Here is a 12,876-nt window from a genome sequence, read left to right on the forward strand (position 1 = left end):
GCACCGGTAGCATCCGAGGTGACCATACCGCTACAAGGGATAGTGAGCGCGACAGTGACGTCCACCGGGAGCACCGCCGACACGATGAGGGTCCTCGTCTACAGCGACGACGCCGCCACCAGGGCTGAGGTGAGCCAGGCCATCGGCAGGCGCCCGGCGGCCGACGTGCCCTTCGTCGAGATCGTGGAGTGCGCCACCGAGCCCAAGGTCCACCAGTGGCTCGGCTCCGGCGAGATCGACGTGGCCGTCCTCGACGGCGAGACGCAGCCCGCGGGCGGCATGGGCATCTCCCGCCAGGCCAAGGACGAGGTCTACGACTGCCCGCCCATCTGCCTGCTCATCGCCAGGCGCGACGACCGCTGGCTGGCCGCGTGGTCCAAGGCCGACGCCGTGGTGCCGCAGCCGCTGGAGCCCATGGTCCTCGCCGACACGGTGGCCGACCTGATGCGCCGCCGCTCCTCCACCCGACTCAACGCCAAGTAGGTGCCCATGGACTCCCGGACGACCTGGCCCACCCTGCTCTCCGCCCTCCTGTCCGGCGAGCACCTCACCTCCGACGAGTCGGCCTGGGCGATGCGGGAGATCATGTCCGGCGCCGCGACGCCGTCGCAGATCGCGGGGTTCGTGGTCGCGCTGCGGGCCAAGGGCGAGACGGTGGCCGAGGTGGTGGGCCTGGCCCGCACCATGCTGGAGCTGGCCACGCCGCTGAGCGTGGAGGGGCCCGTGGTCGACATCGTCGGCACGGGAGGCGACCGCGCCCACACCGTCAACGTCTCCACGATGGCCGCCATCGTGACCGCCGCCGCGGGCGCCCGGGTGGTCAAGCACGGCAACCGCGCGGCCTCGTCCTCGTGCGGCGCCGCCGACGTCCTGGAGCACCTGGGGATCCGGCTCGACCTCACGCCCGAGCAGACGGCGCGGGTGGCGCGCGAGGCGGGCATCGCGTTCTGCTTCGCCCCGGTCTACCACCCCGCGCTCCGCTTCGCCGGGCCGACGCGCAAGGAGATCGGCGTTCCCACGATCTTCAACTTCCTCGGCCCGCTCACCAACCCGGCCCGCCCCGCCGCCCAGGCCATCGGCGTCTTCGACCCGCGCATGCTGCCCGTGCTGGCCGGCGTCTTCGCCGAGCGCGGCGTCTCGGCCCTGGTGTTCCGCGGCGACGACGGGCTCGACGAGCTGACCATCGCGGGCACCTCGACGGTCTGGGTGGTCAAGGAGGGCACGGCCACGCAGGCCACCTTCGACCCGACGGTCCTCGGCATCCCGCGCGCCGACGTGGGCGCGCTGCGGGGCGGCGACGTGACGTTCAACGCGCAGGCCGTACGCGATCTGCTGCAGGGCAAGACGGGTCCGGTGCGCGACGCCGTCCTGCTGAACGCCGCCGCGGCCCTGGTGGCGCTCGACGGCCCCGGCGACGACCTCGACGCGGCCATGACCGGCGGCTACGCCCGCGCGGCCGAGGCCGTCGACTCGGGCGCGGCCGCCGCCACCCTCGACCGCTGGATCGAGGCCAGCGCCGCCTTCGCCCGCGCCTGACGGCACACCTCCGAGCGCGCCCCTGTCGGCGGCGCGCTCGGCCATCCCCCTGTACGGCGCCCCCTCCACGGCCCTCAGGCACCGTCTTCCGGGCGTCGGGCGCCCTGGACTGCGGTAGACCCGGCCGTGCCCTCCTTGACCGCCCAGGCAGCGAGCCGCACGCCCTTGGGGCGGATGGCGGCCAGGCGGCAGTGGCGGCGGTCGGCGGCGTTATGGAACCGGCATCAGAACGTGATGGTCGGGCCGTCCTTCAGCACGCTCCACTTGAGCCAGTCCTTCCACTTCTCCTGCCAGTGCCCCCACCCGTTCGTGGGCTCCAGCTTCCGTGGCGACCCCGTGATGATGATCGGATCCCCGATCAAGGTGTTCCTGAGGAACCAGATGGCGTTCTCCGGGCTGACGTTCACGCAGCCGTGGCTGACGTTCGAGTTCCCCTGCGAGCCCACCGACCAGGGGGCGCTGTGCACGTACTCGCCGCTGTTGGAGATGCGGACGGTGTTGTAGACCGTCAGCTGGTAGTACCCGGCCTGCCCCGGCCCGGCGTCGGGCGAGGTCATGACCGTGACGGGCTCGCGCGACATCGCCAGGTGGATGCCCGAGGTCGTGTAGTGGTTCCACGCGTCGCCCTGCCCCGCGCTCATCGGTATCTCGCGGATCTTCTTGCCGTCCCGCCGGACGATCAGGAAGTGCTCGTCGGTGCTGCCCTTGGTGATCTGCTCGCGACCGATCTTGAAGTCGAGCCGTACGTCGCGTTTGCCGTACAGGCCGGGCCCTCCGCGCACGCCGGCCAGCTTCGCCTCCACCTGCACCTTCGTGTGCGCCGGCCAGTACTTCTCCGGCCGGAAGTCCACGTGGCTGTCGTCGAACCAGTGCCAGGCCCCCTCCACCGGCTTGGAGCTGCGGACGGTGAGGTTGCGCTCGACGGACACCCGGTCGGCGACGGGCTGGTCGAAGGCGATCATGATCGGCATGCCGACCCCGACCGTCAGCCCGGTGTCGTCCTTGTTCGGGGTGATCGTCTTGATGTCGAACGTCTTGTTGCCCTTGACCGTCGTGAACGTGCTCGTGGTCTCGCTCTGCTTGCCCGCGCCGTCCACGGTGACGGCGGTGACCGTGTACTGCGTGCTGGGCCTGGCGGTGACGTTGCTGCGCCAGCGGGTCCCGTCGACGCTGAGCACGCCCTCCAGCGGACCGGACTTGCCTCCGTCCACCCGTACGCTCCTGAGCGTGCCCGTACGGGCCGCGACCACCACAGGCTGGTCTGTGGGTACATTCGCGGTCTTGTCCTGCGGAGAGAACGTCACAGAGGGCCCCGACGCCCCTCCGGCCATGGCCACGCCGGCAGGTTTGGATGTGCTGCCTGCGGAGCAAGCAGACAGCAGTGCCAGCGCCAACAGCCCGGCCGATCCCTTCGCTACGTGCCCCACGAGTGACTCCCTCGTCCGCGATCGAACCGCTTCCCCCTCCTTTATTACCCTCAGTGATCGATTAACCACATCCGCGTACTGGCAAAGAACGCCAAAAAGCGGGCGTTCCCCCACAAGGGAAACGCCCGCTTCGGCAACAGGTCAGTGCGAGAAGTGACCCCGGTAGTACTGGAACACGAACCCGATCATGGCCATGATGACCAGGAAGAGCCCGATCAGGAACATCCAGAAGCCGACCACGAACCCGGCGAAGGCGAAGGCCGCCGCCAGGCAGAGGAACAGCGGCCACCAGCTGCTCGGGCTGAAGAACCCGATCTCGCCCGCGCCCTCGCTGATGTCGGCCTGCTTGTTGTCCTCCGGCTGGGCGCCGATGCGCCGCGCGGTGAACATCAGGTAGTAGCCGACCATGAACGCGAACCCGACCGAGATCGCCATGGCCGTGGTGCCGACCGGCTCACCGTGGCCCGTCGCCGCCTTGGTCCAGAACCAGTAGGCGACGTCGACGCCGGCGAAGAACAGGCCGCACGCGAGGAACAGCCAACCCTGGACTCTCATCAGGCCTCGACCTCCTGCGCCTGCTTGGCCGACACGTGCGGGTAGTGCAGGTCGAACGCCGGGCGCTCGGACCGGATGCGCGGCAGCGAGGTGAAGTTGTGCCGCGGCGGCGGGCAGGAGGTCGCCCATTCGAGCGAGCCGCCATAGCCCCAGGGGTCGTCGACCGTGACCTTGGGCGCGGTGCGCCAGGTCTTCCACACGTTGTAGAAGAACGGCAACGTCGAGGCGCCCAGGATGAACGCGCCCACCGACGAGATCAGGTTGAGGTCGGTGAAGCCGTCGGCCGGGCTGTAGTCGGCGTAACGGCGCGGGAAGCCCAGCATGCCGAGCCAGTGCTGGATGAGGAACGTCGTGTGGAAGCCGATGAACAGCAGCCAGAAGTGCAGCTTGCCGAGCTTGTCGTTGAGCATCCTGCCGGTGAACTTGGGCCACCAGAAGTAGAAGCCCGCGAACATGGCGAACACGACGGTGCCGAAGACCACGTAGTGGAAGTGGGCGACGACGAAGTAGGTGTCGCTGATGTGGAAGTCGAGCGGCGGCGAGGCCAGGATGACGCCCGTCAGCCCGCCCAGGAGGAACGTGATGAGGAAGCCGACCGAGAACAGCATCGGCGACTCGAACGACAGGTGCCCTCGCCACATCGTGCCGATCCAGTTGAAGAACTTCACACCGGTCGGCACCGCGATGAGGAATGTCATGAACGAGAAGAACGGCAGCAGCACCTGCCCGGTCGGGAACATGTGGTGCGCCCAGACCGTGATGGACAGACCCGCGATCGAGATCGTCGCGGCCACGAGGCTGATGTAACCGAAGATCGGCTTGCGGCTGAAGACCGGCAGGACCTCGGTCACGATGCCGAAGAACGGCAGCGCGATGATGTAGACCTCTGGATGGCCGAAGAACCAGAACAGGTGCTGCCATAGCATCGCGCCCCCGTTGTCGGTGGCGAAGACGTGCGTGCCGAGCTTGCGGTCGGCCTCGAGCACGAGCAGCGCGGCGGCCAGCACGGGGAAGGCCATCAGCACGAGCATGCTGGTCAGCAGCACGTTCCAGGTGAAGATCGGCATGCGGAACATGGTCATGCCGGGCGCGCGCATGCAGATGATCGTGGTGATGAAGTTGACCGAGCCGAGGATCGTGCCGAGACCCGACAGGGCCAGGCCCATGATCCACAGGTCGCTGCCCATGCCCGGCGAGTTGATCGCGTTGGACAGCGGCGTGTAGGCGAACCAGCCGAACGAGGCGGCGCCGCCCGGGGTGAAGAAGCCCGACACGGCGATGATGCTGCCGAACAGGTAGAGCCAGTAGCTCACCATGTTGAGGCGCGGGAACGCCACGTCGGGGGCGCCGATCTGCAGCGGCATCAGCTCGTTGGCGAAGCCGGCGAACAGCGGCGTCGCGAACATCAGCAGCATGATCGTGCCGTGCATGGTGAACAGCTGGTTGAACTGCTCGTTGCTGGTGAACTGCATGCCCGGCTGCGCCAGCTCGGCCCGCATGACCAGCGCCATGACGCCGCCGATCAGGAAGAACACGAACGACGTGATCAGATAGAGGTGCCCGATGATCTTGTGATCAGTCGAGGACAGCCACTTGGCGATCACCTGGCCCTTGGTGACGGGCCTTGCCGGCGCGCGGAGAGGTTCTTGGATGGCGGTCACTGGGCACTCCCAGCCTGGTGTGTCGCGATGTACTGGTCGAACTCAGCCTGCGGGACGAGCTTCACCGAGAAGAGCATGCGGCTGTGGTCGACGCCGCAGAGCTCGGCGCACCGGCCCGCGAAGACACCCGTCCGGCCAAGCGTCGTGATCTGGAACTTGCTGCCCGGGTTGTCGGGCTTGATGCCGGGGATGACGTCGCGCTTGAACAGGAACTCCGGCACCCAGAACGAGTGGATGACGTCGTCGGTCGACAGATTGAACTCGACCTTCGTGTTCACCGGGAGGACCAGCTGGGGCCCCTGGTGGTAGTCATTCACCGGCACGCCCGCGACCGGCTGCGACGTCTTGCCGTTGACGGTCGTGGTGAAGCGCCAGCTCCACTGGAAGGCCTCGACCTTGACCTTGACGGGCGCGTCGCCGTCCACGTGGGTCAGCGCCTGGCTGTCGCGGGCGGTGAAGAAGAAGAACACCGACACCATGACCAGCGGGATCAAGGTGTAGAGCATCTCGATCGGCAGGTTGTAACGCACCTGCGGCGGGAGATCGGCCTTGGCCCTGCGCTTGCGGTGGAAGATGGCCGCCCACACGATCAACACGATGACGACGGCGCCCGTGGCGAGTGCGGCGATCCAGGCCCCGTTCCACAGACTCTGGACCACGTCGCCCTGCTCGGTGACATGGTCAGGCAGAAGGCCGCGAGACCAGTCGGCCTTCGGTACGTCATTAGCACACGCCGTAGCAGTGGCCAGCAGCAACGCCAAAGCGGCGGCGCCTGGCACCCTGCGCCGGGCCAACGAACGCCGCGTCGTACGGCGAGTCGGACTCACGGATCGCCTACCCCACAGATGAAGCCCAAGAGTCTCTCCCTTGGGCGCTCGTATTTCCATATGCACAGCTGATTGCAGACACATTAGCGTGCAGGTGCCTTGCCCTCCCGCGCGACCCCTCGATGGCGCCGCAAGTGGGACGATAAGTCTCGTGGCGTACTTCGACGCGGCTTCGAGCGAGCCGCTCCACCCTCAGGCACGCGAGGCGCTGCTGGCGGCGATCGACGTCGGCTGGGCCGACCCCGCGAGACTGTACAGCCAGGCCCGCCGCGCGCATCTGCTGCTCGAGCAGGCCCGCACGGAGGTGGCCGAGGCGCTCGGCGCGCGTCCTGACGAGGTGTCGTTCACCTCGTCGGGCACGCAGGCCGTGCATCTCGGCGTGCTCGGCACCCTACACGGCAGGCGGAGGGTCGGGCGCCATCTGGTCACCAGCGCGGTGGAGCACTCCAGCGTGCTGCACGCCGGCGGAGTGCACGAACGCGACGGCGGCACGGTCGAGACGGTGGGCGTGGATCTGACGGGGCGGGTCGATCTCGACGGGTTCGCCGAGGCGGTCGCCCGTCCCGGCGCCGCGCTGGCCTGCCTGCAGACGGCCAACCACGAGGTCGGCACGGTGCAGCCGGTGGCCGAGGCGGCCGTGGCCTGCCGTTCCCACGGGGTTCCGCTGCTGGTGGACGCGGCGCAGACGGCCGGCCGGATGCCGATACCGCCCGGCTGGTCGGTGCTCACCGCCAGCGCACACAAGTGGGGCGGCCCCGCCGGGGTGGGCGTGCTGGTGGTGCGCAAGGGCACGCGGTTCCGCTCGTTCCTGCCGGAGGACGAGCGGGAGCGGCGCCGGGTGCCGGGGTTCGAGAACGTGCCCGGCATCATCGCGGCGGCGGCCGCCCTGCGCGCGATGGCCGCGGACGCGGCGCAGGAGCAGGCGCGGCTGTCCGAGCTCGTCGCCAGGATCAGGGAGACGGTGCCGAAGATCGTCCCGGACGTGGAGGTCATCGGCGATCCCATCGAGCGGGCGCCGCACATCGTGACCTTTTCGTGCCTGTACGTCGACGGCGAGGCCCTGTTGACCGAGCTGGACAAGGCCGGTTTCGCCGTTTCGTCAGGAAGTTCGTGCACCGCTAGTACGCTTCGTCCATCGCACGTTCTTGAAGCGATGGGCGTGCTGACGCATGGCAATGTCCGGGTGTCGCTGCCCAGGGGCACGTCCGCGGCCGAGGTCGACAGGTTTCTCGGCGTGCTGCCCGAGCTGGTGCGCCGCATCCGCCAGGACGCAGGAGTCGCATGACCGAGGTTACCCAGCCGGCTCTGACGATCGACGCGCTCGGGAAGAAGTGCCCGATCCCGATCATCATGCTGGCCGAGCAGATCAACTACGTCCCGCTCAACGCCGTGGTGGCCGTGCTGGCCGACGATCCGGCGGCTTATACGGACGTGCCGGCGTGGTGCAGGCTGAAGTCGCACCGGCATGTGGGCTCGTACGAGCTGCCCGGGGGCGGCTGGGCGATCCACGTAAGGCGCAATTACTGACTTTTCCCGAAGTGGGTGGGTAGGAGCTCCCCGTACGAGAAGTCACCGACTTTCGGGGGAAAGCCATGACAAGCGGACATCCGCACGAGACCGCCAGGGACCTGATGAGTCCCGGGGCGGAATGCATCGGGGCGCACGAGACGCTCGACCGGGCGGCGGAGATCATGCGCAACAGCAACGTGGGATCGCTGCCCGTGTGCGGGCCGGACGAGCGCGTCAAGGGCATCATCACCGACCGCGACATCGTGATCAAGTGCATCGCGGCGGGACACGACCCGTCGAAGGTGACGGCGGGCGAGCTGGCAGGCGGGCTCGTCTTCGTCACCCCGGACACGAGCGTCGACGAGGCGCTCACCAAGATGGAGGAGAACCAGATCAAGCGGCTCCCGGTGCTGGAGGGCGACCGCATCGTCGGCATGATCAGCGAGTCCGACCTGGCCAAGCACCTGCCCGACGCCCAGCTCGCCGAGTTCATGCACCACGTGTACGCGAGGGGCTGAGCCCGGCACGGGACGCGGGTCCGTACCGGAGAATCTGGGACAGGAACCACGGAGGCCGCCCCGCCGCGCACGTCGGGCGGGGCGGCTCCTTCATGACTACGGGTGGTAGCAGCGGACGTGCTCGGCGATCTCCGCCGCGGCCTCGGCGCCGTAGGCGGCGCTGAAACGCTCGAGGAAGACCTGCTGGCCGAGCTCGTACTCCTGGCCTCCGACGCGCTCCAGCACGTGGGTGGCGGTCAGGTTGCCGATCTGGCCGCAGCGCTCCAGCGGCAGCCCCCAGGCCAGGCCCGACAGGAACCCGGCGCGGAAGGCGTCGCCGACGCCCGTGGGGTCGGCCTTGCCGCGCTCCGGGGCGGGGGCGACGGCGATGGACGGCTCGCCCCTGCGGTCGATGACGGCGCCCTTGGGGCCGAGCGTGGTGATCCGGACGCCGACCCGGTCCAGGATCTCCTCGTCGGACCAGCCGGTCTTCTGCTCGATGAGCCCCTTCTCGTAGTCGTTGGAGAACAGGTACGCGGCGCCGTCGACGAGCTGGCGGATCTGCCCGTCCTCCATGCGCGCGAGCTGCTGGGAGATGTCGGCCGCGAACGGGATGCCGCGCTGGCGGCACTCGTCGGTGTGGCGCAGCATCGCGTCGGGGTCGTTGGGGCTGATCAGCACCAGGTCGAGGCCGCCCAGACGGTCGGCGACGGGCCGCAGCTCGATCAGCCGCGCCTCGGCCATGGCGCCGGTGTAGAACGAGGCGATCTGGTTGTGGTGCTGGTCGGTGGTGCACAGGAAGCGCGCGGTGTGCTGGGTCTCCGAGATGTGCACGGAGTCGCAGTCGACGCCGTGGCGCTCCAGCCACGAGCGGTAATCGGCGAAGTCGTTGCCGACGGCGCCCACGAGGATGGGCTTCAGGCCCAGGCAGGCCATGCCGAACGCGATGTTCGCGGCGCACCCGCCGCGCCGGATCTGAAGGTCATCGACCAGGAACGACAGTGACACCCGGTCAAGCTGCTCGGCGATCAGCTGATCGCCGAAACTTCCTGGGAAGGTCATCAGGTGGTCTGTCGCGATGGAGCCGGTAACGGCGATGCGCACGGGATTCTTCTTCCTCGTTGTCAGCAGGCCAATGAGCCCCACGAGAATACGCGAAGGTCCCGCTCGCCCGAAGCAAGCGGGACCGCGCGGGCCACCCCTAGTTGAACGAGTCGCCGCAGGCGCAGGAGCCCGTGGCGTTGGGGTTGTCGATGGTGAAGCCCTGCTTCTCGATGGTGTCGACGAAGTCGATGGAGGCCCCCATCAGGTAGGGAGCGCTCATGCGGTCGGTGACCACGCTGACGCCCCCGAAGTCCGACACCACGTCCCCGTCCATCGAACGGTCGTCGAAGAAGAGCTGGTAGCGCAGGCCGGAGCAACCACCCGGCTGCACGGCGACCCGCAGCTGCAGACCTTCCTCGCCCTGCTGCTCCAGCAGGCTCTTGACCTTGGCCGCGGCCGCGTCGGTCAGGATCAGGCCCTGCGCCGTGGTCTCGCTGCTCTCAACCGTCATCTGCTGACTCCCTAACCCGGCTGTCTGTTTCCGACGTCCTACTAATGACGCTACCAACACCTGGCCCATGCCACACATTCCCGTGGTACCCGCCCCCGTAATAAGCAGGTTCGTCCGTGTGCCATCATGAGTATCGTCAATTCGACGATAAGGGGGTATGGCCATGGCCACCCAGACTGGGCTGCCGCTCTTCGTCCTCGGCCAGAGCGCCGATCCGCACAGCGAGAAGGGGGTCGAGTGCCCGGGCGAGCTGCCGCCCGCTTCTGACCCGGACCTGGTGGAACGGGCCCGCAAGGCGAAGGAGGCGCTCGGCGGGCGACTGTTCGTGCTCGGACACCACTACCAGCGCGACGAGGTCATCCAGTTCGCCGACGTGACGGGCGACTCGTTCAAGCTCGCCCAGCAGGCGGCGGCCCGGCCGGAGGCGGAGTTCATCGTCTTCTGCGGGGTGCACTTCATGGCCGAGTCCGCCGACATCCTGACGGCCGACACGCAGAAAGTGATATTGCCCGACATGGCGGCCGGGTGCTCGATGGCGGACATGGCCACGTTCGACCAGGTCGAGGAGTGCTGGGACGCCCTGGAGGACGCCGGCCTGGCCGACCGGGTGATTCCTGTCACGTACATGAACTCCAGCGCCGACATCAAGGCCTTCTGCGGCAGGAACGGCGGCGCGGTCTGCACCTCCTCCAACGCCCGCCGCGCCCTGGACTGGGCGTTCTCGCGCGGCGAGAAGGTGCTGTTCCTCCCCGACCAGCACCTGGGCCGCAACACGGCGGTGCTGGAGATGGGCATGTCCCTGGAGGACTGCGTCGTCTGGAACCCCCACCGCCCGAACGGCGGCCTCACCCAGGAGCAGCTGGAGCGGGCGAGGATGATCCTCTGGCGCGGTCACTGCTCGGTGCACGGCCGCTTCACGGCCGACTCGGTCGACGACGTACGGGCCCGCATCCCCGGCGTGAACGTCCTGGTGCACCCCGAGTGCCGCCACGAGGTCGTGCTCAAGGCCGACCACGTGGGCTCGACCGAGCACATCATCAAGACGCTGGAGGCGGCTCCTGCGGGCTCGAGCTGGGCGATCGGCACGGAGCTCAACCTGGTCAAGCGCCTGGGCCAGATGTTCCCCGACAAGAGCATCTCGTTCCTGGACAGGACGGTGTGCTACTGCTCGACCATGAACCGGATCGACCTGCCGCACCTGGTGTGGGCCCTGGAGTCGCTGGTGCTCGGCGAGGTCGTCAACCAGATCACGGTCGACGAGGACACCGCCCACTGGGCCAAGGTCGCCCTGGACCGCATGCTGGCCCTCCCCTAGCGGGATCGCGCCCCTCGAGAACCGGCCTCCGGTCTCGAGGGGCGAAGGTCCGGTGACGCGTTCGGCGCCCTGTGAGGCACGCCCCCACTTGGAGTCCTCGACGCGCTCGCCGGCCCGCAGGCCACGGACCGCCGAACGCCTTGCTCCAGCGCGACGGAACGAGCGCACTGGAGCGAGCGCGCCGGGCCGGCGTCCGAGGGAGTGCGCCTGGCGCCAGGCAGCTGGCCCAGTGGCACCCCGCGCGGTCGCGGCCCAGCGCGAAGGCAGCGCGGCGCCGTTGCAGCCCCGCCGTTGGGGTGCGTCGACGGGTGCTCAGCGGAAGGCTGCGGCGTTGCGCCTGGCCCAGGCGGCGAAGGGGTGGGCAGGCCGGCCGAGCACGCGCTCGACGTCCGGGCTGATCCGCTGCTCCGCCGGGGTCGGCTCCCCCAGGATGGCCAGAGTGGTGTCCGCGACAGGCTCCGGCATGAACGCCAGCATCCGCGCCCGCGCCTCCTCGCGGCTCTGCTCCACGAACGTGACCTCCTCCCCGATCGCCTCTCCGATGGCGGCCGCGCCCTGGCGCGGGGTCACCAGCTCGGGCCCGGTCAGCTCGTAGGTCCGGCCGTCGTGGCCCGGCCGGCGCAGCACCGCGGCCGCGACCTCGGCGATGTCGTCGGGGTCGATGAGCGGCAGCCCCACGTCGCCGAACGGCGCGGCGACCGTGCGCCGGGCGCGGACCGACTCGGCCCACGCGAAGGTGTTGGAGGCGAATCCGCCCGGCCGCAGGATCGTCCATCGCGCCCCCGAGTTCATGAGCGCGCGCTCCACCTCCGCTCCGAACCGGCCGTGGGACGCGCTCTCCGGGCGGGTCACGACGCCCTGCGACGAGAGCAGAACGACCCTGTCCGGCCCGCTCACCGCGGCGACGATCTCCTTGGGGTCCGTGGCGAACAGGTCGCCACCTGTGAGGAGGAACACCGCGTCGGCGCCCTCCAGCACCGGGCGCAGGCTACCGGGGTCGGACAGGTCCGCACTGACGGCGCGTACGCCCTCGGGCACATCCGCGCCGGTGATGCGGCGCGACACGGCCGTGACCTCCTCGCCCGCCTCGGCCAGCGACCGGACCAGCGTCCGGCCGACGTTCCCCGTGGCTCCCGTGACAACGATCATGATGGTTTCTCCCTTGAGTTAGTTAGTCGGCTGACTCACTTGGAAGAGACCGTAGCACGACTCCGGCGCCTATAGTTAGTCAGGTGACTGACTCAACGCGTTCCCGGGTGAAGACGGCGGCCGCCAAGCGGCAGCGGCTGATGGCCGCCGCCGCCCAGGTCGTGCACCGGCAGGGGGCGGAGCGCACCACCATCGCCGACATCGCGCGCGCCGCGGACGTCCCCGTCGGCAACGTGTACTACTACTTCAAGACCAAGGACGAGCTGGTCGCGGCCGCGCTGGCCGAGCACGCCCGGCAGCTCGAGATCCTCACCGGCCGCCTGGAGGCCCTCGCCGACCCGAGGGAACGGCTCAAGAGCCTGGTGGAGTCGTGGGTCAGCCAACGGGACGTCGCCGCACGGTACGGCTGTCCGACCGGCACGCTCGCCGCCGAGTTGGACAAACGCGACGACGGCGGGCTGGACGTGGAGGCGGGCAGGGTCATCCGGCTGCTGATCGACTGGGCCGAACGCCAGTTCCGCGAGCTCGGGCAGCCCGACCCCGAGGGGCTCGCCCTGACGCTGGTCAGCGCCTACCAGGGGATGTCGTTGCTGGCCAACGCGCTCCGCGACCCCGGCATCATGACCCGGCAGGGCGCCCGTCTGCTCGACTGGCTCGACTCCCTGCCCCCTGCCCCCTGACAGCCGTACTTCGTGATGTCCGCCGCGCTCTTCGTGAGGCAGGCGGCCGGAGGTAACGGACTCCGATCCTTTTTCGCGGCATCCGCGGGAGGTCGGGACACCATGAGGAGGTCCTGACGATCATCCTCGGAACCGCACGGAGGGACCCCACGTGGCACCCTCCGG

The 12,876-nt window shown here is 69.1% G+C and carries 14 protein-coding genes; 7 read left to right on the forward strand and 7 right to left on the reverse strand.

All coding sequences use genetic code 11. The features are described 5' to 3' along the window. Positions 1-84 precede the first annotated feature (84 nt). On the forward strand, positions 85-483 hold the full coding sequence (locus tag AB0J64_RS14380; protein ID WP_344987638.1) for a hypothetical protein: 399 nt from the start codon (positions 85-87) through the stop codon (positions 481-483). Between the two features lie 6 nt (positions 484-489). Next, positions 490-1,536, forward strand: coding sequence for an anthranilate phosphoribosyltransferase (trpD, locus tag AB0J64_RS14385; RefSeq protein WP_364025895.1), 1,047 nt, complete (start codon positions 490-492; stop codon positions 1,534-1,536). 224 nt (positions 1,537-1,760) lie between these two features. Here trpD and AB0J64_RS14390 read toward each other — a convergent pair whose 3' ends face one another. The 4 genes from AB0J64_RS14390 to AB0J64_RS14405 all read right to left on the reverse strand — a co-directional run bounded on the left by AB0J64_RS14390 (position 1,761) and on the right by AB0J64_RS14405 (position 5,838). After that, positions 1,761-2,840, reverse strand: coding sequence for an Ig-like domain-containing protein (locus AB0J64_RS14390; RefSeq protein ID WP_364025898.1), 1,080 nt, complete (start codon positions 2,838-2,840; stop codon positions 1,761-1,763). Positions 2,841-3,104: 264 nt separating this feature from the next. Continuing rightward, positions 3,105-3,518: a cytochrome c oxidase subunit 4 gene (locus AB0J64_RS14395; RefSeq protein ID WP_344985352.1), complete on the reverse strand. Its 414-nt coding sequence runs from the start codon at positions 3,516-3,518 to the stop codon at positions 3,105-3,107. After that, positions 3,518-5,179 carry a cytochrome c oxidase subunit I gene (ctaD, locus tag AB0J64_RS14400; RefSeq protein ID WP_364025902.1) on the reverse strand — a complete coding sequence of 554 codons (1,662 nt, stop codon included), beginning with the start codon at positions 5,177-5,179 and terminating at the stop codon, positions 3,518-3,520. Before ctaD ends, AB0J64_RS14395 begins: the two co-directional genes overlap by 1 nt. After that, positions 5,176-5,838: a cytochrome c oxidase subunit II gene (locus tag AB0J64_RS14405; RefSeq protein WP_364025905.1), complete on the reverse strand. Its 663-nt coding sequence runs from the start codon at positions 5,836-5,838 to the stop codon at positions 5,176-5,178. Before AB0J64_RS14405 ends, ctaD begins: the two co-directional genes overlap by 4 nt. Before the next feature lie 319 nt (positions 5,839-6,157). On the opposite strand from AB0J64_RS14405, the gene AB0J64_RS14410 reads away from it, so the two are divergent. From AB0J64_RS14410 to AB0J64_RS14420, 3 genes are all read left to right on the forward strand, one after another. Further along, complete coding sequence (locus tag AB0J64_RS14410) at positions 6,158-7,291, forward strand: cysteine desulfurase family protein (RefSeq protein WP_364025908.1); 1,134 nt, start codon at positions 6,158-6,160, stop codon at positions 7,289-7,291. Further along, complete coding sequence (locus AB0J64_RS14415) at positions 7,288-7,533, forward strand: sulfurtransferase TusA family protein (protein WP_344985357.1); 246 nt, start codon at positions 7,288-7,290, stop codon at positions 7,531-7,533. Before AB0J64_RS14410 ends, AB0J64_RS14415 begins: the two co-directional genes overlap by 4 nt. A 65-nt stretch (positions 7,534-7,598) precedes the next feature. Then, positions 7,599-8,033, forward strand: coding sequence for a CBS domain-containing protein (locus AB0J64_RS14420; RefSeq protein WP_364025913.1), 435 nt, complete (start codon positions 7,599-7,601; stop codon positions 8,031-8,033). 96 nt (positions 8,034-8,129) lie between these two features. Here AB0J64_RS14420 and AB0J64_RS14425 read toward each other — a convergent pair whose 3' ends face one another. Continuing rightward, the gene (locus AB0J64_RS14425; protein ID WP_364025916.1) at positions 8,130-9,116 is read right to left on the reverse strand and encodes a carbohydrate kinase family protein; all 987 of its coding nucleotides are present in this window, start codon (positions 9,114-9,116) and stop codon (positions 8,130-8,132) included. 97 nt (positions 9,117-9,213) lie between these two features. Beyond that, complete coding sequence (erpA, locus tag AB0J64_RS14430; RefSeq protein ID WP_043638338.1) at positions 9,214-9,567, reverse strand: iron-sulfur cluster insertion protein ErpA; 354 nt, start codon at positions 9,565-9,567, stop codon at positions 9,214-9,216. Positions 9,568-9,724: 157 nt separating this feature from the next. Here erpA and nadA point away from each other — a divergent pair, with 157 nt between their 5' ends. Then, on the forward strand, positions 9,725-10,882 hold the full coding sequence (gene nadA / locus AB0J64_RS14435) for a quinolinate synthase NadA (protein WP_364025919.1): 1,158 nt from the start codon (positions 9,725-9,727) through the stop codon (positions 10,880-10,882). A 312-nt stretch (positions 10,883-11,194) separates the two neighbouring features. On the opposite strand, the gene AB0J64_RS14440 is transcribed toward nadA, so the two are convergent. Beyond that, positions 11,195-12,031: an NAD(P)H-binding protein gene (locus AB0J64_RS14440; RefSeq protein WP_364025922.1), complete on the reverse strand. Its 837-nt coding sequence runs from the start codon at positions 12,029-12,031 to the stop codon at positions 11,195-11,197. 83 nt (positions 12,032-12,114) lie between these two features. Between AB0J64_RS14440 and AB0J64_RS14445 the strand changes: the two genes are divergently transcribed. Further along, positions 12,115-12,711: a TetR/AcrR family transcriptional regulator gene (locus AB0J64_RS14445; protein ID WP_364025925.1), complete on the forward strand. Its 597-nt coding sequence runs from the start codon at positions 12,115-12,117 to the stop codon at positions 12,709-12,711. The last annotated feature ends 165 nt before the right edge of the window (positions 12,712-12,876 follow it).

It is taken from the genome of Nonomuraea sp. NPDC049695 (assembly GCF_040674955.1).
Taxonomy (GTDB): Bacteria; Actinomycetota; Actinomycetes; order Streptosporangiales; family Streptosporangiaceae; genus Nonomuraea; species Nonomuraea helvata.